Genomic DNA, 19,627 nt, shown 5'->3' on the forward strand with positions numbered 1-19,627 from the left:
ATTAAAATTTTATTTTTAAGTGATTGTATGTAAGGTGTTAATGTTTGTTTTTGGTTGCTATATTGATAAACAATTAGATAGTTATGTAATCCGTTTTAGATTATAATAGTAGTGGTTAGGACCATAAAAGGTGTTTAGATACTTTACAAAGAGTATTTTTATTTTTAGAACTAACCTTTTTCTATCGTGCAAAAAAGACCTTTTCAATCAGTGGGTATTCTTCCTTACTGAAAGAGGTAAGTTGTTTGTCTTTTAACATATAGATGGTGTCACAATTACTATATAACACTTCGAGTATATGAGAGCATATCACTACTATAGCATCTTTAGCTAAATGCTTTAAGGCATTCATTAAAATCCAGTTCGACTCTATATCTAACCCATTAAATGGCTCGTCTAAAAAATACATTTTGTATTTTTTTTGCAAAATTGCATTTAAGTATACTTTCTTTTTGGTACCAGTGGATAAGTCTTTGATTAACTTAGTAGAGTCCACCGGGAATAGTTCTTGGCCTTTTTGAAAAGGTACATTTAATAACTTGGCATAGAATTGATAAAACTCTATGGCAGTTAATTGATCATATACATGAGGTTCGCTAGGGCAGTACCCTGTATTTTGTAAACAAACTTTTTCCCTTTGCAAAAGGCTATGTCCTTGGAAATCTTCTAGGTGTAAGGCGCAATTAAAAAGAGTTGTTTTACCTTGTCCATTTTTACCTATTATACCATATATACCCGGAGAATCAATTTGTAAATATAAATTTTCAAGTACAATTTGATTGCCATATTTCTTTTGCAAAATTTCAATATCTAACATTTTTTGATGTGGATTAAGTTTTTAATAGCTCTTTTGTAAAGCAGTGGTACACAAAGTAAAGGTAAGCCCATTGCTAAAAAGGTAAATGTAAAATAGAGTTGTTGCTTTAAAGGACTTTGAAAGAAAGCATATTTTAAAATAACATTGTATCCCACTAGTAGTATAGCTAATACCGCCCATAGTAATATATTTGGGTCTTTTGCCAGTATCAAGGATAAGCCTATAAAAGCAATAAATAGATAAAGACTATTTAAGAGATTTGCTTTTATAAGCCGGTTTAAATACTGTTTAGGTGCATATGGACTATAATTTATCTCTATAGAATTTTCTCTATCAAAACTAGGTAAGCAGCTTAGTAGACTCGCCATTAGAAGACAGAAGATTTGTAGGTTACTATTTGCTACTCTAATACCCATGTAATGGATAAACAATAGAAAGGCTATTACTAAAGCTAGGTAGTATTTTCTGAAGTATATCCGCCAAAAAGGATCTATAGAGTAAAAGGGATATTGGATTTTCTTTGTCCTGATCTTAGGCATAAATACAATACAGCCATAGGTTACCACCAGAATGAACAAAACGGGTAGGTACTGTTTTTTTACAAGTAGCAATAATAAAAGGGGTAAGGTATAAAAGGTGTACTCTGCAAAGAGTATCATTTTATAATGTTTAAATACCTTAAGTAGATTTATATCTTTTCTAGTGGCATTATAAATTAGGTTGTCTAAAAACAAAAAATAAGTAAGAAAGCCAATTTCTTTCCAGTTTGCGTATAATAAATAGCAAAGTAAGCCATATGCCATACAAATTAAGCCTATTGCTGTTTTGTCTTTTCTTGTAATCAGCTTACGAAGACGAATGTTGACTAAGTCATAAATGATCCTAATGGAGGTCTCTGTCATATCGATTACTTACTATTATTATAGGGCAAATCCTAAGAGTGTAAGTTACTTGTATAAAAGTCTAAAGCTACTTAAAAATTTTTAAGTCATTATATATTTAGTCATAGAAGATATGAAATGGGGGAATTTAAAATTAGAAGTATTTGCCATTTATAATAATCTTGTGCTATTTAGTTCATTGTGTAAAAAATAGACTAGATTATGTATCCAACTATATTCCTAGGAATTGTAAGTTGCCTTATTTGGCGTCATATTTAAGATGCAAAGTTTGCTTAAAGTTCTCCCGTTCAAAATTGGCTAAAAATCCAGACTCCTCTCCTTTTCTTAATTCTTGTAAAAGTTCTGTTTTTTTAGATTCTTCTACCTCAAATAGTCGTAAAGCAGCTCTAATAACTTCACTTGCTGAAGTATACTTCCCACTTTTTATTTGTGTCTTTATAAACTTATCGAAATAATCACCTAATAAAATGGATGTGTTCTTAGCCATAAGGTCGTTATTTAAATTTTTAAAAATATATATACCAATATAAGGTATTTATCCCAAATTATTTCCAACTGAAAAGAGTTGTTGTTTATTTATAAAGTATTTAAATACAATGGATTGCTGTTTTTATTTGAAGTGCGTAAAGTTATTAGTAGTGTGTTTTTTTTTAGTATAATCTCCATTTTTATAGGAGGTACTTACATTAACTAAATACCATCTCAGAGCTGTAATTATACAGTAGTAGTTTCCGAATTATCACAAAAAAACAAAATCTTTTTCCTTAGCGACAACATATGGCCGAGTGTCACTTTATGTTTGTCCTATAAATAAATAAGCAATGGTTAAAAAAGATTTTATTAAAAGGCAACTAGCAATAGTTGAATGTCTTAGAAAGAGTCCGAAAAATTTTGAAGACATTGTAAGATACTTAGAGGATAATGAGAACTATTATAGTATTGATTTCAATATTAGTAAGAGAACCTTTCAAAGAGACTGCAAAGACATTGAGTCTGTTTGGGGAGTTGAAATCAAGTATAATAAATCACTAAGAGTTTATGAGATTATAGATGATTTAGAAAAAGATTACAACCAAAGAATCATAGAAATATTTGATGTGGTTTCTGCTTTTAAGAAAAGAGAAGTCTTAGGAGATTATTTACATCTAGAGAATAAAAAAGCAAAAGGAACTGAATTTCTACTTAGTATAGGTTACGCTATTCAAAATAATTATGGTGTTAAGTTTACTTTAAACAGTTATTGGCAAGCACCCTCTACTAGAAAATGCATTCCCATTGGAATCAAGGAGTCTCAAAATAGATATTATCTGATCGGATATGATTTAGACAAGAAGGACTTTAGAAATTATGGATTAGATCGAATTTCCAAGTTTGGTGTCTTAGAACAGGTATATGAAACACCCGATTTTGACATAAGTAAATATTATCAAAATGCTTTTGGAATAGAGACTTATGGAGAGGTAAGTCGCATTGTTCTACGCTTTGATCAATCCCAGCTAAAATACTTAGAATCCCTTCCTATTCATTCTTCTCAGAAAATAATTAAAGAAGAAGGCTATACTTTCCAAGTTGAATTACAGCTATATCCAACGAATGACCTGGTAATGGAATTACTTAGGTATGGCAGTAATTGTGAGGTATTAGCTCCAGAGAGTTTTCGCCTTGAAATGCTGGATATAGTTAAGGAACTAGCTCAGTTATATAGAGTTTAACTAAAGTAAAACGCAAATCCACAAAATAAGTAATAGGAGATTATTACTCTTTATTAAATCAAAAATAAGTAACCATTTAAAACAACAAATACAATGAATTCCAATACGAAATTATACAAAGCAGCCTTTAATTTACTTATAGCAATTGACTCTTCAGCAAGTAAAATCTTACCTGAGAAATTAGTAGGGATTGTTAAGACACATGCTGTATTTGCAGTAGGTGCTGCTTTTATCCCAATTCCAGGGGTAGATATAGTTGCTTCAGGAGCTGCGATATGGGGAATGTATCTCAATATAAACAAGACATTAGGTATAAAATTAAAGGAAAACATCGTCAAGACCATCGTATCAGGAGTAGCAACAAATTTACTTGGTTATGCTGCTGGAGTAGCCCTTGGGAGTGTCTTTAAACTCATTCCTGGAATTGGAACAATTGCTGGTATGGCTTTAATGGCAGGTACGCTATATGCTGTTACTCTTGCTTCAGGTTATGTTTATTTTAAAGCATTAACTCTCTTGGCACAAAAGCACAATGGACGTTTTGATTTCTCAGCAGATGAGGTAAAATCAGAAGTGAACGATTTCATGAAAAATAATAAAGAGAGTATTAAAGATATCATCAAAGAAGGTAAAACGGAATACTCTAAAAATAAAGACAGCATTAAGCCTACTAAAGAACAAGAAAGAGAGTTTGAAAAAGAGATGGAGCGCTATAAGAACTCTTAAGTTATAAAGGGGAATAAAACAAACAGTAGCATAGGACTATAGGATTGTTGAGGTGGATAAAAAGCAATGGGATAACTTGTATATTTGTTAGTCAAATTAGAAGATATGTCTAAAAAGCATTTTATAAAAAGACATTTCGCAATCATTGAATGTTTGCGAAATGGAGGTAGAACCTTTATCCAAATACAAAATTATTTAGCAGAAAAGCAGAACTACGATGGCTTTGATATTCAAATTAGTCCAAGAACTTTTCAAAGGGATTGCAATGAAATTGCAACTATTTGGGGAGTGGAGATTGAATTTGATAGGAAAAATAACTACTACCACATTGTTCTAGAAACTGAAGTAGAGAAATTAGATCGTTTTATTGAAGCCGTTGATGTGGTCTCTGCCTATAGTAATCAACAGCAATTTGGTAGATTCTTGTTCTTAGAGAAAACTATTGATAAGGGGACTAAATATTTTGAACTCATAGCTAAGTGTATTAAAGATAGTTATGCCCTAAGTTTTACTTTAGATAGTTATTGGCAAGATAGTAGTGACAGGAAATGTGTTCCCATAGCTATTAAAGAAGCTAAAGGTAGATTTTATTTAATCGGTTATGATCTGGATAAAAAGGCAATCAGAAACTATGCTTTAGATAGAATGCACAATGTAGCTATTATTCAAGAAGTACAACAACCCATTGATTTTGATGTCTATAAGCACTATAAAGATGCCATCGGAATTGAAACCTATGGGGAGCTTCAAAAGATAGTTTTAAGATTTGATATATCTCAATATAAGTATTTAGAATCTCTTCCTATACATTCTAGTCAAGTCATACTAGATATCTGTACTAATGGATATGAATTTGACGTGGAACTTTTTGTGTATCCTACCCATGAACTTAAGATGGAAATATTGAAGTATGGGAGTAACTGTCAAGTAATTCAGCCACTTGCTTTAAGAGAGGAAATAGCTCAAATAATAGTAGAATTAAGCGATTTATATTCCAAATAAATCAACAAAGGAACTCCAGATACTCTAGAGTTTACAATACATATAAGATTAATATTAAAAGAAATGAATAAAATCAAATTTACACCATGGGTTGGAGAAAATTACCAAGATGGATTCCAATCCAAAAAGGTTTTAGTTTTAGGAGAGAGTCATTATTGTAATGACCCAAGTGAGGCTATATCTAGTATTACAAATGATATCATAAAGGATATACTAGATCCCCTTAGTGCTCATGAACCTTATAAAAATACTTATACAAAGTTTGCAAAAAGTATGATAGGTAGTGATTTAGATCAACTAAAAAAGAAGCAGGTTTGGGATTCAATCGCTTTTTATAATTATGTTCAATTTCCAATTTCTGGACCAAGAAGATCACCAAGTACACAGGAGTTTGAAGAGTCTACGTCTGCCTTTTTTGAAGCACTTGAGCTATTAAGACCAGATTATGTACTTGTATGGGGAAAAAGGTTGTATGACAATTTACCCAATGTAGGTAAACAAGGCAAAGATATTGTATTTCAGGGCGAAGAGCCAATTGAAACTTGGGAGTATTTATTATCCGATAATAAAAAGGTCAAAGTAATGAGTATCACTCATCCTAGTGCTGGATATAGTTGGGATTGGTGGCACTTAAGAATTATGGAATTCCTACAAAGTTAAGGGGGGCATTTCTTTTAGTTTAAAACACAAAGTATAAGTAATTTAATATAAATAAAATGAATCAAGACCAAAGCAATAAAGCAAATCAGATGTTTAATAGCTTTAAATCTAAACAAGTATCTGAAAAAGATTTAGAGAAAGCTCAAAAGAAGGCTGGTAATTTAGGAGATAAAGTGGGAGACTTTATGGTGTTACTTAACATGATGAAAGATACTCTTTCTGGCAAGCATTCTTTAGGAGCTAAAGAAATAGCTATTATAGGAGCTAGTATTCTATATGTGGTAAGTCCTATTGATGCTATTCCAGATATTATTCCTGTTTTAGGATGGACAGATGACATGGGAGTTGTTGGAGTTGCTGTTGCATCTCTAGGTTCAGCATTACAAACCTATAAAAGCAAGAAAGGCCTAAGATAAATTTTAGGCCTTTTATGTTTAATAGTATTGATTTCTCTACAAGATATTTTATATATGTTTGATGGGAAACTAGGGATTATTTTGTTTAGGTAATTGTAAGGGTATAATACTATTTGTATTTTTGAATCTATAACTTAAGTAATTCTCATGGCACAAAACAAAAGTACAGCTAAGAAAAAAGCGCCTTTGGTTCAAACTTCTTTGAAAGGCGATACATTAACCTTTGTAAATGGATACCATGTTGGTAAGGTGGATCTAACCACTTTGCATCTGGCCTACGTTTGTATGGAGGATAAGCAAGGATACCTTTTACTTGGAGATAAGCCTGGTAGACATTTTGTTGTACTAGATAAAGATGTACTTGAGAATATATACCCTGTATTATCTAAGCGATTTGGCTTTGATGATACAGTATTTTATGAGACTTTAGCTCAAACAAAAGACCAAAGAAAACCTATTTGGTTTAAAATTTTTCAGCCTAACTATCAAGTGCTTGATGGGAACTTTGATGATATAACAAAGGGATTTGAGGTAATAGGAGATAAGACAACTTTTGTCTTATGGGATGCCTCTTACAAAGAGATTCTTAATTCTACATATGGGGTGTCTTATAAAGCATCTAATAAACAAACCTACTTTAAATTTACTTCCAAGGTTAGAATCGGAAATTTATTAGTGGAGAACTTAGAGTTCTGCGTTAATAAAGAGCGCTTAGATATGGCTGTGGAAAATTACTTTGTAGATGTTTACAACAAACAGAACAATGTAGGTAGCTATTACGATTTGGAAGCTGTATTTAAAAAATCTAGTGGAAACAAAGAACCTATAGAGACTTGGAAAACAGATACTAGGGAATATACTAAATATGCAATAAGTGATATAGAGTTTAGCTTTATCTATGATTTTGAGGGAGAAACTTCCACGGAGGACCGTCATACCTATTTGATGATTAACAATAAAAGAGATTACACAGGTGTAGTGCTACAAGAAGCGCCTTTTAGTGATTTAGAACATATTACTATTATCCCTTTAGAAGAAAACTTATCTTTCTATCCTGATTATAAGGATACGCAAGGGGTTTATCTTTCTCCAAAAGCTATAAAGGATAAAGCAAATTGCACCAATGCCATCTGGGTAGATACCCAAAATAATACCATTGGCTTTATTGCAGGACAGTACTGTTACTTTTGTGATATTTCTGATATAAAAAATCTAGTTATCCAAGATGTATTACCAGGAAAGAATCCTGGATTCTCTTATACTAGAATTTCTTTCCATAATAGATCTATTCAGACCCTATACCAAGGAGATTTATATTGTTTTAACGATCTACTAAACAAACAAGAACAGTTGCATGGTGTGTTAGTTGAGGTGCGCACTCCTATGGTGAATTCTTAGTATGGATTTAATTGGAAACAGAATCGTAAAGTACTTAAGTTATTGATTTTTAGTAACTAGAGTATTTGTTATTTGGACTCTAAATAAATTTAAATCCTGCTTTACGATGTGATTTTATTTGAAAGAAGGCATTTTATTTGTATTTTTGGAATACGGGGAAAATTATTTTTATGCTTCACTTTAAATAATTTTATTATGAGATCTAATTTAGATGTACGCTTACTACGATCTGCTTTGCAAAGCAATCCAAGCTCTGAAACTCGTTGTTTACCGAACCACTTAATAGTTCCAATATGGGTGGAAGAAGCTCGTAAAGAAGAAAAGGATTGGAAATCTGCTAAAATGTTTTATTCCAATCTAGTGCAGAAAACTATTTCTTGTTATCAAGAAGACGCCGTTGTAAATAATGAGCAGTTTTTAAGACTAATTCAGGAACTACGAAAGAAGTTTACAATTATTATTGAGGTATTAGAAGAAGGAAGGGTAGAAACAGCCCTTGCTTTTTGTTCTATTTTTTTACGAGAGGTAGCTCCCCTTTTAGAAGTCAGTGGTAATAATAAGGATTTAGTAGGTCAACTTATAGAGGAAGCTATAGAATGCTTAAGTCAAATGGTTCGTTCCAAAGATACCAAATCTTTCGATGTACCTGTACGTCATATAGCAGACTTAATACGCTTTTATCAAGCAGAGTTGATTAAAGATTATTATTTTGCTTATGGAGATTATGGTTTTAAAATGCTAGAGACCTATAGTTCTATTTCTCTTCAAGGTTATACTTTAGATATGTTTATAAAGTACATTACCACTATAAGGAAATCCTTAAAAGTTGAGGGAGGTTCATTGGAAGAGAGACTGCTGCAAATTGAACTTAATTGCATTGAACTAATGGAAGATATTTATTTGAAGGATAGTTCGGAACAAGCAAATAATCAATTTATGACATTTAAAAGAAGAAAAGTGCTAAAACTACTTGAGCAACAAGACTTCAAGCAGGCTAAAGAGTCAATGCAAAATACCTTAGAAAAATACATACAAATAGGCTCAGAGGATGAGTGGATATTTAAACAGATGTTATTAGATCTGGCTATAGAAACACAAGATATTCCATTACTTCGAGAGATGGGTAGATATTACGTATTTACCCTAGTACCAGGTGATCTATATTATTGGGGGAAATGGAGAAAATCCTATACTAGAAAAGAGTGGAATATTGTTATTGAAGAAGAAATAACCAAATTAAAGAATAATCTAAAGACAAAGTTTGAAAAATACACGCCGGACTATTACTGGCAAGTTGTTCACGTTATGTTACCTATTTATAAAGCTGCAAATAGGAGACAGGACTTATTCGACTTACTAGTTGAAGTAAAAATTATATTTTATCTATTTCCGTATTGGAAGTACTTAAGTAAGAAGTATTGTTTTGAGGACTTTTATCCTATTTTTACTGACTATTTTTTACAACAACTGAAAGAAGATTGCCAGTTATTAGACTACATGCATATAGGGAAATGGCTTAAAAAATGGAGCAATTTATATCCTTTAGAATCCGATAAAATACATGAGTTTATAGACTCTATTATTAAATTGTACCCAAATAGAAAGAAAATGCAAAAAGCGTTAGAAAAAGCTATGTTGTAAATTTTACTCTATTTTTAAAGAGGCTAATCTATTGATTAAAGTAATAGTATACATAGAAATAGTTCTAGACTTAACTTTTTTAATTACTCAATCAGTGAAGAGAATTTTCTAGCTTTAGTAGCAATTGTTTTAGAGATGATTCCTTTCAAACCTGTAGTGTTTACAATCAGATATATTTCGCTTTTTGGTTAGTTATACCCTTTGATTGATTAGTGGTGTTATTATGGTTTATAAATATCAAATGGTGAAATTAAACATGGTGCAGTTATCGGATAAACAAGAATGTCCAATACAGGTCTGTAAGTATAACAGTAGGCTAATTACATAAAATAATTAATTTTCTTTGTAGATATTCTTATCGAATTATTATCTTAGTTTTTTAAACAATTATATTTATAAGTGCTTATTAATCACTATGAATTTGTTAATCTTACCTGTTCACTTTGGGCCAGAATTTTTACTAAGACTATAAAAATATTTAACTATTTCGAATGTTTTTTTAACCATACTTAATTATGGACTATACAACAGCAAATAAGCAAATTAAACAGACTTTTAATGATGTGAGTGCTTTTTTAGTAAGTTGAAAAGAAGCAAAGAAGTCATAGTTATAGACTCTATTTTAGATTCCACCTTGAAATTGCAATCCGTTATCAATAAAGATTCTTTATTTCTTGAAAGTTTAATTGAGCGCTTTGAAAAAAATCTTGGATTAACGACATTACTGATAGCATAAAAAAAGAAGAAACATTACATTTAGTAAATGCTATTATTTCTATGACAAGAGATATTCACAGACTCGTTTTAGAAAGATATCTTTTAATTAATATTAATGCGAAAGAATTTGCCTCAGGAGAAATTAAGCGATTAAAATTAGCTCTTGATGGTATTGAGGAAACTTGTATTGACCTTGAAGATATTTATGTCCTCTTACCTGTGGATAAATACTTCCAACAAGCAAATGATCGATTACAAATTTTATAAAATATTCTCCACTCCCGACTTTAAAAGGGAGTCTGAAAATATTATATTAATTAGAAAAAGATCTTATAAACATTTAGTGTTTTTTTAGTTTGAAATTGGAGCTCAAATTAAGTTTTAATACACGTAATAAGTTTATTAGTAGTATTATGTGCATTTGAAAGGGCAAGATACATTATTTGTGTTTGGATAAGCATTGTAATGTTTATTTATAAAGGATTTTATTGAATAAAAGAATACGATAACGAATGAAATATCATTCATTAATATATAAACGAAGTTTATGAGTAATATATCCGACATTAACATTTTATCAGATAAGGTAATTCTAAGTAAGATTTAAGTCAACAAGAACTGGCAAATATCTCTGCACTGAGTAGATCTACGGTTAGCCTTTTAGAGCGAGGGGAAGGTATTTCATTACTTAATTTAATCAAAATACTAAGAATGCTAGATGCTTTATATATTTTGAAACAATTTGAAGAAAGAGAAGAAATTAGTCCTTTACGCTTAGCCAAGGGGAAGAAAAACTTACCAAAACGAGTAAAGAAGAAAGAGAAGGTAGAGGATTACAACACAGATTTAGGTTGGTGAAAAAAAATAACTAACCAATACCGCAAGGGATATAGGTTAGTTACTTTCTATATTTTCAGAGTTATCTTAACGTAATATTCTAGCTTTTTGCTCAGAAAACTCTCTATCTGTAATGACGCCTTGGCGTCTTAATTCATTTAGCTTACTTAATTGATCAGCTATATCCGATTGAGGTCTACTATTGAAGTTTGAGTATTCTAATTGATGTGTTCGGTTGTAGTTCCTTACTTGGATACCTAAGGTAAAAAGATCAATAAGTAAACCGATACCTAGAAAACCAAAGGTAAATATATATAAGATTCCCATTAAGTTTTTATCTAAATAAAACTTATGTATACCTAAATAGCCAAAAAAGATTAATAATACATATGCTAAGCCAGTAGATTTCATGATAGTTGTTATGTTGATTATTTGACAAAAATACCTTTTTTAGAACAATAAAAGTTATTTAATGGTGTATTAATCTATTTTTCCATTTTTTTTAAAGAAAGAGTTACTGTAAACAAAAGTGATTCTAAAGTGATTTTAATCTTTGCCGCAAAGTTTAAAATAGATAGTAGGTGTTATTTTGTATATTTATTTTCATTTGATAGAGTATAAAAAGAGCCTGGCTAGGTTGTTTTTAAAGTATTGAATGTTATTGAAGTAATGTTTTTTTAAAAGCTTTCTTTTCAGAAATAATTGCTATATTTAATTTAAATAGTAAATCTAAGCATATGGAATTCAAACTTGATAAACGCAAAGTAATTACTTTTGCTTTTAGACTTTTCTTAGTAGGACTAGTAATTGGGGCTTGTGTAGCCTTTAATCAATAGATTTTCAAAATGTCATAGCTGCTATGACATTTGTTTTTTCTACCAAAATAATCTTTTAAAATAGATGATTTCTTTTTAGGGTAACTATCTTAAAATGTCCCTAGTAGAAATAACCATACGATGTCCATTTCATAATGTATTTTAGTCGATTACTATTTTTAATAACTTTCTTATCAAATAGTGTGCATCTCTTTTTGTTTCTAGTTTTTCATGAGAGTAATTAGAAAATCTCATAATTACATTGTGGTGGATTATCAAAAACAGCTACTTGTTATATACTTGAAACAGTAGATTATTAAGGTTAGCGTACTGTTTTTGTTGACTTAAATAGAATACTATGATTTAGTTGTTTCCCCTTTTATTATTGCAAAAAGAGAAGATTTTAGTTAGCTTAGCCCTTAGAGTTGCTCAAAAATATAAGAATGTTTTCTAACTAATGAGCAAAAGTAAATTATTTTAGATGAGTCATATTATGTTTGAATACCAAGGAAAGAAGTATCCTTATGATCCTACCGATGAAAAGTCTGTTTTAGATTATGCAAATGCGCTAAAAGGGCACAGCTTAAAGAGTATAATAGAAATGTTTAATGAACAGCAAACAAATTATGATACACAAGAATCTTTCTTACCTAAAATTAGTGAAGAACTAGGTGGTAAAGGAAAGTTTGGCCAATATTTAGAGCGTGATTATTTTGGGCAGGATTTAAATAGTGAGGCTAGGGCTGATTTTCATGAAATAGGAATAGAATTAAAATCTACTCCTTTAAAAAGGTTGAAAAACGGAACGTTCAGGGCTAAAGAAAGACTAGTTTTAAATATTATAAACTACATGACTTTAGTTAATGAGCCTGATTTCTTAACAAGTTCATTCTACACGAAGAATGCTTATCTTTTGCTTATTTTTTATCTTCATCAAAGTGGAGTATCTGCTTATGACTTACAAATACATCTAGTTGGAATATGGAAGTTAATAGGGGAAGACCTTATAATGATTGAAAAGGATTGGTTGACAATTAAAGAGAAAATTGAGCAAGGTAATGCCCATACATTGTCTGAAGGAGACACTTTTTATTTAGGAGCTTGCACAAAAGGAGCAAATGCAAAGAGTCTTCGCCAGCAGCCTTATAGTGATATAAAAGCAATGCAAAGAGCATTCTCTTATAAACAATCTTATGTAAATCATATTATTGCAAGTATAGCAGGAGACAAAAAGAAATCCTATGGTAAGATTTTAGATTCTTTACAAGTATCTACTTCTATTGAAGATATTATATACAGCAAGTTTAAAAAAGTCATTAAAAATAAAACTCCTACCAAGGAGTTGATGGAAAAATACAACGTAAAGCAAAGTGCTAAAAATAAGTATGCATCAGTTACTAAGTCCTTACTAGGAGTTGACATACATAGTGAAATTGAGGAGTTTGTTAAAGCTGGTATAACAATTAGGACAGTAAGATTAGATCATAACAATACACCAAAAGAACAGACCTCATTTCCTGCTTTTGAGTTTATGGACATTTATGAGCAGCAATGGGAGGATTCTGATTTTTACAATCAGCTTTCTAATAAATTTCTATTTGTATTTTTAAAAGACAATGGGCAAGGGGATTATTATTATGAAAAAATAAAACTTTGGAATATGCCTGTGCAAGATTTAGAAAAGGTGGAAGTCATGTTTGACAGAATGAAAGAATTAATTCAAGAAGGTACAATATTACATAGTATTTCTCCCGAGGGAAAAAGGAAAACAAATTTACCTGGTAAATTTTTTAATAATATTACTCACGTAAGACCACATGGGGGAAATGCACAAGATACTTTTCCATTACCAGTACCCTTAAAAGTAAACCAGGAAATGTTTTATAGCAAACAATGTTTGTGGTTAAACGGTGATTACGTACGAGATGCTATATATTTTAGCTAAATGCATTTAAGTCTTGATCCCTAGTTTTTTATTTTTTATCTTTGGGGCCTTAAATTTTTATAGTTAATGGATATAGTAGAGCTATTTGCAGGTGTAGGCGGATTTCGTTTAGGGTTTGAAAAAGCAAACCAAAGTATTGGAGAAGATTATTTTACAGTGCGTTGGAGTAGTCAATGGGAACCATCCACGAAAGCTCAGCACGCATCAATGATCTACGAAAATAGATGGGGAAGCCAAAACCATAGTAATGAAAATATTGAAGAGGTACCTACTTCTGATATACCAGACCATGATATTTTAGTCGGAGGTTTTCCATGTCAAGATTATTCTGTAGCGACAACTTTAAAAAATTCTAAAGGTATATTAGGGAAGAAAGGAGTGCTATGGTGGACAATCAACCGTATTTTAAGTGAAAAAGAAAATAAACCAAAATATTTAATTTTTGAAAATGTTGACCGTTTATTAAAATCTCCTACTACTCAAAGAGGAAGAGATTTTGCTATTATGTTAAAATGCTTGGATGACTTAGGCTATGCAGTAGAGTGGCGTGTTATCAATGCTGCAGAATACGGTATGCCACAACGTCGTCGTCGCGTATTCTTTATAGGTTACTTAAAAGGGAGTGCTATTTATAATAGGATTCAAGCTGATCAATTAGACCATTGGTGTTTAAACCAAGGGGTAATGTCTCAATCATTTCCTATTAACAATCAAGTTACCAATGAACAGTATATTCCTTTTACCCAAAATTTAGAAGAGGTTAGTGAAACCTTTGGAATAGGGAAGAAAATATCTGATTTTCAAAATGCTGGAATGATGTATAACGGTCAGATTTATACAGCTAAAGTAACTTGTGCATATGATGGAGAAAAGACCTTATTGAAAGACATTTTAGTAAAAGAACAAGATGTTCCACAAGAGTACTACATTGAGGATAAAGATATTGATAAGTGGAATTATTTAAAAGGAGCTAAAAAAGAAGTACGCAAGAGTACCTCAGGTTTTGAATATAATTATTCAGAAGGGGGAATGGTATTCCCAGATAACTTAAATGATGCTTCTAGAACTATAATTACAGGTGAAGGAGGAAAGAGTCCTTCACGTTTTAAACACGTAGTACTAGATAAGAATAATAGGTTAAGAAGACTAGTTCCAGTGGAATTAGAACGTTTAAATATGTTTCCTGATAATCATACTAAACACGATAATGTTAGTGATACAAAGAGAGCCTTCTTAATGGGGAATGCTTTAGTTATTGGAATCATCGAACGATTAGCATTGGAGGTAAAAATTCAGGATGAATTGTAAGAAAAAAGAATTGTTCTTGAACTGAAGAAGGACAAAATATATTAGAAGGGTTAAATTTTATTTTATAAAATTTAACCCTTCTGCATTTAAAGAGCTAGTGTTTGAGTATAAGTTATTTAAGAACAAAAAATTACTAATAACTTTATTTTAGGAAAAGGAAAGTAAGTGTTTTTTATGAGTATTTGTTTGTCTAGAAGTTAGATAACTCAAACAAAAGGTTTATGGGTGAATATCATGGAAAATAGGGATTTCACTTTATACCCCTAAGTACTACCTTTACCTTGTCATAATTGCTCGGGATTGTGCCTATAGCTTTTAAATAAAATAGAATGCAAAAGAAAACGACTTCCTTACTTGAACAAATACAAAAGCGCTTAGATAGTTTAACCTCTAGTCTAATTAGTGATATAGAACTTATTGGCCAAGAGACTTTATCAACTATGAATAGTACCTCTAGTACTGATAAAGTAAGTACTATCTATTTCGAATATAGTTTTGATGATTTACAACTTTACTATTGGAGAGAGGATCAAAGTGGGGATCTAATTGGTTCTTCTGTCACTCAGCTTCCAACACATAATCCAGAAGGAGTTTTACCTAAAGTCCTTTTAGATAGTATTATGGATTTAGAAGATGACTTATACCTGGAAGATAAATTATCTGATGAGGATATTTTAGATCAAATAGAACACTTCAACCAGCAAAGATGTGAGATGTTTGAAAAGTGGTTCTTGTCTTGTTGGTCTTTAGCAAGTGGTAAGGATAAATGGGATACAAAGGCTTATTTCAGCGTGCATGATAGCTACTTTAAAACAGAGTTAAACTAAACAAAGATGACAACACAGGAATTAGAAAATATTCTACCAAAAGATAACCTATTAGAGGTAGAGAGTAGGTTAATCACTAAAATAGTGAATAAGCCTTTTAACATGGCTAATAAAATGACTTATGAACCACTATTAGAGCTATTAGAAATTCTTTTTATAAGAGAATATCCCAACTTCGAGTACTGCGTAAAAATAGGACAGCTTTTCTTAGAAAATGAAGTTACCTCTATACATAGTAATTACCGTTATTTTAGGGAAGTAGCTTTATGGTATCTAAGCTTTGTAGACTCTAAAGAGAATAAAGAAAAGGTATATACGATCCTAACGGAGAAAGGAGATGCGGTGCTTAGAGAAAAAAGAATCACACGTATTTGTAAAGAGGAACATGTAGAGGCTGCTTTAAATAAATATAAACAGAGCAAAGACGACCTAGATTACTTTTATTATGGTACAGGAGTCATTTCAAAAGTATTACAATTATTAGTACATGTAAACAAGGATACAGAGCAAGGACAACGTTTAATTGCTTTAATAAAGCAGACTATACAAGAGATGAAAGAAGTTTTACCACGCCTTAAAGCTGTGTAGAAAAGGTAGATTTAAAATAAGTGTTACATCTGTTGACAAAGACACTCTCAAGCGAAAAGTTAAGTAGTAAGAAGTATTCTTAAAAAGATGTACAAAAAGCTGAATATGGAAGGAAACACAATGATAGAGCAGATGCTCACTCAAGTAAAACAAAAAGAAGACCAGTGGTACTCTCATAAAGTTATATACGCTTTACCTGAGTGGTTTAGTTTAGTATGTGATGCCAAGGAAGTAGCCTTATTGGCGGTTCATGGTAAGGAAGGTTTGAAGGTAATTAGACAAAGAATAGATTTTAAAGTGGATTTTTACAACGAAGAATCTATTCTTTACTATTTTAATTTTCTAGATAATCAAATGGATAAAAGTCTACCTGTTGTGGGGTATGTTCTATTTTATAATGAAAATATTATAGCTCAAAAAGACAAGAACTATAAAAAGGAGCTGACGGCTTTCGAACTAGAGGAAATTCGCAAGTATAATTTAGAGAGAGATAAAGTAAAGATTTCTACTAATTACTTTGACACAAACTTCAATATGATAGATACATTTGAATAAAGCTTTTACCTGTCTCCTCATTAGCATAACAAGTAGTTAACTATGTTTCTTAATTAAGTAAGAAAGAACTTTGTAAAGTAGCTAATGTTTAATGGTTCACATGTTTTGTATTAGATAACTTTTATTTGAAGTTATCCTTTATAAAATAAAGGGAATCGGGTAGTACAACGTAGAACTATAGCTTAGGGCATAATTGTAAAAGGAAGCAGACAAGCAGTCTACTAAATAAATAAAGGATGTACGAATTACAAAAGAAATATAACCAGTTGTCGAAAGGCTTTAGAGCTAGTCAGTACAAGGATAATAACTTATTAGCTGATTTGTTTACGCTTAAAGAAAAACTGGAGCAAAAGGAACTTCTTATAGCAGAGAAAGAGATTTTAGTAGGGCTTTATACTCTACTTGAATTTCATCAGAAGGCTTACCAATTATACGACGAAATTGCTGATACATCTCTTTTCAAGCAAGTAGCTCGTTTGAGTGTATTACAAGATAAGGCACTCTCGATGAAAGATACTTTTGCTAGAAAAGATCCAAGAGAGCCTATAGTATTCCATGCACCTACAACCTTAGAATTATCTGGTTTTATTGAGTCGGATAAAGCGTATGCATATCATCTAAGAAATAAGGAAGTAGTTGTATTTCAAAAGAAGGTTTCCTGTGATAGGGTTTACTTATACAAGGAAGATGAAGTAGAGTTAAACGCTCTTGATATTAAAATGATTAATAAAGCATTATCTAAGATGGCAAATTTTAAAGAAGAACTTATTCTATTTTATAATAAGTCATTTGAAACTTCATTAGGGTTAAATGCTAACGCACATTGGTATACTACTCTAGAGGTATTTAGCCTACATTTTAACTTATATAGCCAAGATGATATGGAAGTTAGAATTACAGCAGGGGATAATAATTTAGTAGATCACCTTTTAGATATTTGTGTAGATAACCTAGAGGTAGTAAGCATGGATTATGATGGATAAATACAAGGTAAATATGGCTTTAAAATGGAAAATCATGGGCTTATTATGCATATTTAGTTTTCTTAGTTGTTCTACATCTTCTTATAGAGTACAACTTGAAACAGTTTTTTCTACCCCTTCTTTGCAAAAATCATCAGATAATGATTTTAGCTCCAGTAAAACAATGGAAATAAGCCCTGGTATGCTAGAGCCTAGTATTATTGTTTTACATGAGAGTAAGAAGAGTTTAGAATATCAGTTACAAGGGTTTTTATCTTCTTCTGGATTAAGAGCTCAAAGAATAGCAAAGATTACTTTGGATAAACAAATAAAAGGAGACACTCTTTATTTAGTGCATATTGTTGAGGTTGCTAGAGTAGCAGGAAAAGAAGGTAATAATACCATTGGATATAATTATACTAAAAAGCAAAGTGTGGATATTCCAGAAAACACAGCTGCTATAGAAATCGAATTATATCAAAAGCTACCTAGAAATGATTTTGGTTCTCCTGAGGATTCTATTTCTCTAAACCCCTTAGCATCTATCGTTATTACTACAAATCAATAGGTATTACCTTAAAATAGAAAATGAAAAGTAAAACTCTAAAGTTTTGTATCGGTGTTTTATTAGTAGTTGGCATTAGCATACTATTATGGGAGAGCTTTTTTAAGCAAACTCACAATAGTGTAATAGTCACTCTAGAGGATGGATTATCTATTGAAAAAGTCGAGATACAACGCGTTTCTCATTCTATTAATTCCACCTCTGATCAAAAGCTTTTTACAAAAGGACTTACAGACAAGGTGTTTATAAATGGGAAGGCTGAGGTATTTGAGAAAAAGGTAGGGGAAAATGATTTCTTAGTTGTTTATGATAATAGCTACTATACCATCTTCCGACATTTTATTTTGAATGACTATTATAATGGGATACCAGATGGTCATACGTATCATTTTACCCTTTCTAGAAGTAGTGATACTTTCTTATTAAAAGTGGATATAGAAGGAGAATTTGAAAATTACTTTGATTTAGAGATGATTCCTGTAGAGTTAGCTCCATATAGTATTTGGACAAAGAAAATAGAAGTTGAACAGATAAACTTATAGGACCTAAAACACAAGGAGACACTCCTAAAGGATTCAAAAATTAAAAAATGAGATAGGAATGAATATAGAAAAATTTAAATATTTAGTTGAGCAAGTTGAACAGGTAGGTGAGGAGGTAGAGTTCTTCGGGAGTGCATCTGATAAGGCTATTCAAGAACTTGGTGAGCGTTTACAAGTAGTATTAGATCAGCAGATTTGCTCTTATTTGAAAGAATTTGGTGGAGGTGGTATTATAGAGGAATTACATACTAATGGGATATGGGATCAAGATGCAGTAGAGGATAATATTTACACCTTAGAAGGAGCTACTCTTTATGGCAGAAAGTATTATAACTTACCGCATAATTATGTTGTAATAAGTAGTGATTTTTTCAGTGGTTGTTGGGTATTAGAATGTAGTAACCCATTACAAAACCCTGTGTATAATTATAATTGCGCCTTAGAGAAAATAGAGAATAAATTATTCGACTCTTTTGAAGATTATTTGCTGACTCAATGGCAAGGATTTGTAGATGAGATACAAGAGGATTTTTAGCAAAGTGTCTAAGTGTTTTATAAAATTTCTATAGAGTGGGGAGTATAAGTCGATTACAACTAACCATTTTCTTTTAAAAATAAAAAGCCTCTTAAAGTCGACTTCATCTTGATTCTAGAATTTAAAAAATAACTTTACAGTATAAACACATAATAAT

22 protein-coding genes are annotated in these 19,627 nt (G+C 31.1%); 18 read left to right on the forward strand and 4 right to left on the reverse strand.

The features are described 5' to 3' along the window. Positions 1–181: 181 nt before the first annotated feature. The 3 genes from ACYSNX_RS01085 to ACYSNX_RS01095 all read right to left on the reverse strand — a co-directional run bounded on the left by ACYSNX_RS01085 (position 182) and on the right by ACYSNX_RS01095 (position 2,206). The gene (locus ACYSNX_RS01085; RefSeq protein ID WP_461752843.1) at positions 182–817 is read right to left on the reverse strand and encodes an ATP-binding cassette domain-containing protein; all 636 of its coding nucleotides are present in this window, start codon (positions 815–817) and stop codon (positions 182–184) included. After that, positions 811–1,719 (reverse strand): hypothetical protein, encoded by a 909-nt coding sequence (locus ACYSNX_RS01090; RefSeq protein WP_461752844.1) that lies wholly within the window; start codon positions 1,717–1,719, stop codon positions 811–813. Before ACYSNX_RS01090 ends, ACYSNX_RS01085 begins: the two co-directional genes overlap by 7 nt. Before the next feature lie 238 nt (positions 1,720–1,957). Continuing rightward, positions 1,958–2,206 carry a type II toxin-antitoxin system ParD family antitoxin gene (locus tag ACYSNX_RS01095; protein ID WP_461752845.1) on the reverse strand — a complete coding sequence of 83 codons (249 nt, stop codon included), beginning with the start codon at positions 2,204–2,206 and terminating at the stop codon, positions 1,958–1,960. A gap of 334 nt (positions 2,207–2,540) precedes the next feature. Here ACYSNX_RS01095 and ACYSNX_RS01100 point away from each other — a divergent pair, with 334 nt between their 5' ends. From ACYSNX_RS01100 to ACYSNX_RS01140, 9 genes are all read left to right on the forward strand, one after another. After that, positions 2,541–3,431, forward strand: coding sequence for a helix-turn-helix transcriptional regulator (locus tag ACYSNX_RS01100; protein ID WP_461752846.1), 891 nt, complete (start codon positions 2,541–2,543; stop codon positions 3,429–3,431). 93 nt (positions 3,432–3,524) lie between these two features. After that, on the forward strand, positions 3,525–4,157 hold the full coding sequence (locus ACYSNX_RS01105; RefSeq protein ID WP_461752847.1) for a YcjF family protein: 633 nt from the start codon (positions 3,525–3,527) through the stop codon (positions 4,155–4,157). A 105-nt stretch (positions 4,158–4,262) separates the two neighbouring features. Next, the gene (locus ACYSNX_RS01110) at positions 4,263–5,159 is read left to right on the forward strand and encodes a helix-turn-helix transcriptional regulator (RefSeq protein WP_461752848.1); all 897 of its coding nucleotides are present in this window, start codon (positions 4,263–4,265) and stop codon (positions 5,157–5,159) included. Positions 5,160–5,222: 63 nt separating this feature from the next. Continuing rightward, positions 5,223–5,819, forward strand: a complete 597-nt coding sequence (locus ACYSNX_RS01115) for a hypothetical protein (RefSeq protein ID WP_461752849.1) — start codon at positions 5,223–5,225, stop codon at positions 5,817–5,819. A gap of 56 nt (positions 5,820–5,875) precedes the next feature. Next, positions 5,876–6,235 (forward strand): YkvA family protein, encoded by a 360-nt coding sequence (locus ACYSNX_RS01120; protein WP_461752850.1) that lies wholly within the window; start codon positions 5,876–5,878, stop codon positions 6,233–6,235. Between the two features lie 147 nt (positions 6,236–6,382). After that, positions 6,383–7,633, forward strand: coding sequence for a hypothetical protein (locus tag ACYSNX_RS01125; protein WP_461752851.1), 1,251 nt, complete (start codon positions 6,383–6,385; stop codon positions 7,631–7,633). 195 nt (positions 7,634–7,828) lie between these two features. Beyond that, a complete protein-coding gene (locus tag ACYSNX_RS01130) occupies positions 7,829–9,274 on the forward strand; it encodes a hypothetical protein (protein ID WP_461752852.1) in 1,446 nt (481 codons plus the stop codon). A 777-nt stretch (positions 9,275–10,051) separates the two neighbouring features. Continuing rightward, positions 10,052–10,258: a hypothetical protein gene (locus tag ACYSNX_RS01135; protein WP_461752853.1), complete on the forward strand. Its 207-nt coding sequence runs from the start codon at positions 10,052–10,054 to the stop codon at positions 10,256–10,258. A gap of 444 nt (positions 10,259–10,702) precedes the next feature. Next, the gene (locus ACYSNX_RS01140) at positions 10,703–10,849 is read left to right on the forward strand and encodes a hypothetical protein (protein ID WP_461752854.1); all 147 of its coding nucleotides are present in this window, start codon (positions 10,703–10,705) and stop codon (positions 10,847–10,849) included. Between the two features lie 66 nt (positions 10,850–10,915). Here ACYSNX_RS01140 and ACYSNX_RS01145 read toward each other — a convergent pair whose 3' ends face one another. After that, positions 10,916–11,239: an NINE protein gene (locus ACYSNX_RS01145; protein ID WP_461752855.1), complete on the reverse strand. Its 324-nt coding sequence runs from the start codon at positions 11,237–11,239 to the stop codon at positions 10,916–10,918. A gap of 885 nt (positions 11,240–12,124) precedes the next feature. On the opposite strand from ACYSNX_RS01145, the gene ACYSNX_RS01150 reads away from it, so the two are divergent. From ACYSNX_RS01150 to ACYSNX_RS01190, 9 genes are all read left to right on the forward strand, one after another. Beyond that, positions 12,125–13,588 (forward strand): Sau3AI family type II restriction endonuclease, encoded by a 1,464-nt coding sequence (locus tag ACYSNX_RS01150; RefSeq protein WP_461752856.1) that lies wholly within the window; start codon positions 12,125–12,127, stop codon positions 13,586–13,588. A 66-nt stretch (positions 13,589–13,654) separates the two neighbouring features. Further along, positions 13,655–14,896: a DNA (cytosine-5-)-methyltransferase gene (dcm, locus tag ACYSNX_RS01155; RefSeq protein ID WP_461752857.1), complete on the forward strand. Its 1,242-nt coding sequence runs from the start codon at positions 13,655–13,657 to the stop codon at positions 14,894–14,896. A gap of 329 nt (positions 14,897–15,225) precedes the next feature. Then, a complete protein-coding gene (locus ACYSNX_RS01160) occupies positions 15,226–15,723 on the forward strand; it encodes a hypothetical protein (RefSeq protein ID WP_461752858.1) in 498 nt (165 codons plus the stop codon). A gap of 6 nt (positions 15,724–15,729) precedes the next feature. Beyond that, the gene (locus ACYSNX_RS01165; protein WP_461752859.1) at positions 15,730–16,311 is read left to right on the forward strand and encodes a hypothetical protein; all 582 of its coding nucleotides are present in this window, start codon (positions 15,730–15,732) and stop codon (positions 16,309–16,311) included. A 105-nt stretch (positions 16,312–16,416) separates the two neighbouring features. Then, the gene (locus ACYSNX_RS01170) at positions 16,417–16,866 is read left to right on the forward strand and encodes a hypothetical protein (protein ID WP_461752860.1); all 450 of its coding nucleotides are present in this window, start codon (positions 16,417–16,419) and stop codon (positions 16,864–16,866) included. A 236-nt stretch (positions 16,867–17,102) separates the two neighbouring features. Next, a complete protein-coding gene (locus ACYSNX_RS01175) occupies positions 17,103–17,849 on the forward strand; it encodes a hypothetical protein (RefSeq protein WP_461752861.1) in 747 nt (248 codons plus the stop codon). Continuing rightward, positions 17,839–18,396, forward strand: a complete 558-nt coding sequence (locus ACYSNX_RS01180; protein ID WP_461752862.1) for a hypothetical protein — start codon at positions 17,839–17,841, stop codon at positions 18,394–18,396. The genes ACYSNX_RS01175 and ACYSNX_RS01180 overlap by 11 nt, the downstream gene beginning before the upstream one ends. Positions 18,397–18,416: 20 nt before the next feature. Beyond that, positions 18,417–18,935: a hypothetical protein gene (locus tag ACYSNX_RS01185; RefSeq protein WP_461752863.1), complete on the forward strand. Its 519-nt coding sequence runs from the start codon at positions 18,417–18,419 to the stop codon at positions 18,933–18,935. 58 nt (positions 18,936–18,993) lie between these two features. Further along, on the forward strand, positions 18,994–19,470 hold the full coding sequence (locus tag ACYSNX_RS01190) for an SMI1/KNR4 family protein (RefSeq protein ID WP_461752864.1): 477 nt from the start codon (positions 18,994–18,996) through the stop codon (positions 19,468–19,470). Positions 19,471–19,627 lie beyond the last annotated feature (157 nt).

The sequence above is a fragment of the Myroides sp. LJL115 genome, from assembly GCF_054871665.1.

Bases quoted from the DNA above. Each gene is read 5' to 3' on its own strand.
- ACYSNX_RS01090 (WP_461752844.1), bottom strand. From the start codon at position 1,719: ATGACAGAGACCTCCATTAGGATCATTTATGACTTAGTCAACATTCGT.
- ACYSNX_RS01140 (WP_461752854.1), top strand. From the start codon at position 10,703: ATGCTAGATGCTTTATATATTTTGAAACAATTTGAAGAAAGAGAAGAA.
- ACYSNX_RS01135 (WP_461752853.1), top strand. From the start codon at position 10,052: ATGACAAGAGATATTCACAGACTCGTTTTAGAAAGATATCTTTTAATT.
- ACYSNX_RS01130 (WP_461752852.1), top strand. From the start codon at position 7,829: ATGAGATCTAATTTAGATGTACGCTTACTACGATCTGCTTTGCAAAGC.
- ACYSNX_RS01160 (WP_461752858.1), top strand. From the start codon at position 15,226: ATGCAAAAGAAAACGACTTCCTTACTTGAACAAATACAAAAGCGCTTA.
- ACYSNX_RS01150 (WP_461752856.1), top strand. From the start codon at position 12,125: ATGAGTCATATTATGTTTGAATACCAAGGAAAGAAGTATCCTTATGAT.
- ACYSNX_RS01125 (WP_461752851.1), top strand. From the start codon at position 6,383: ATGGCACAAAACAAAAGTACAGCTAAGAAAAAAGCGCCTTTGGTTCAA.
- ACYSNX_RS01185 (WP_461752863.1), top strand. From the start codon at position 18,417: ATGAAAAGTAAAACTCTAAAGTTTTGTATCGGTGTTTTATTAGTAGTT.
- ACYSNX_RS01100 (WP_461752846.1), top strand. From the start codon at position 2,541: ATGGTTAAAAAAGATTTTATTAAAAGGCAACTAGCAATAGTTGAATGT.
- ACYSNX_RS01105 (WP_461752847.1), top strand. From the start codon at position 3,525: ATGAATTCCAATACGAAATTATACAAAGCAGCCTTTAATTTACTTATA.
- ACYSNX_RS01165 (WP_461752859.1), top strand. From the start codon at position 15,730: ATGACAACACAGGAATTAGAAAATATTCTACCAAAAGATAACCTATTA.
- dcm (WP_461752857.1), top strand. From the start codon at position 13,655: ATGGATATAGTAGAGCTATTTGCAGGTGTAGGCGGATTTCGTTTAGGG.
- ACYSNX_RS01085 (WP_461752843.1), bottom strand. From the start codon at position 817: ATGTTAGATATTGAAATTTTGCAAAAGAAATATGGCAATCAAATTGTA.
- ACYSNX_RS01115 (WP_461752849.1), top strand. From the start codon at position 5,223: ATGAATAAAATCAAATTTACACCATGGGTTGGAGAAAATTACCAAGAT.
- ACYSNX_RS01175 (WP_461752861.1), top strand. From the start codon at position 17,103: ATGTACGAATTACAAAAGAAATATAACCAGTTGTCGAAAGGCTTTAGA.
- ACYSNX_RS01170 (WP_461752860.1), top strand. From the start codon at position 16,417: ATGGAAGGAAACACAATGATAGAGCAGATGCTCACTCAAGTAAAACAA.
- ACYSNX_RS01180 (WP_461752862.1), top strand. From the start codon at position 17,839: ATGATGGATAAATACAAGGTAAATATGGCTTTAAAATGGAAAATCATG.
- ACYSNX_RS01145 (WP_461752855.1), bottom strand. From the start codon at position 11,239: ATGAAATCTACTGGCTTAGCATATGTATTATTAATCTTTTTTGGCTAT.
- ACYSNX_RS01190 (WP_461752864.1), top strand. From the start codon at position 18,994: ATGAATATAGAAAAATTTAAATATTTAGTTGAGCAAGTTGAACAGGTA.
- ACYSNX_RS01110 (WP_461752848.1), top strand. From the start codon at position 4,263: ATGTCTAAAAAGCATTTTATAAAAAGACATTTCGCAATCATTGAATGT.
- ACYSNX_RS01095 (WP_461752845.1), bottom strand. From the start codon at position 2,206: ATGGCTAAGAACACATCCATTTTATTAGGTGATTATTTCGATAAGTTT.
- ACYSNX_RS01120 (WP_461752850.1), top strand. From the start codon at position 5,876: ATGAATCAAGACCAAAGCAATAAAGCAAATCAGATGTTTAATAGCTTT.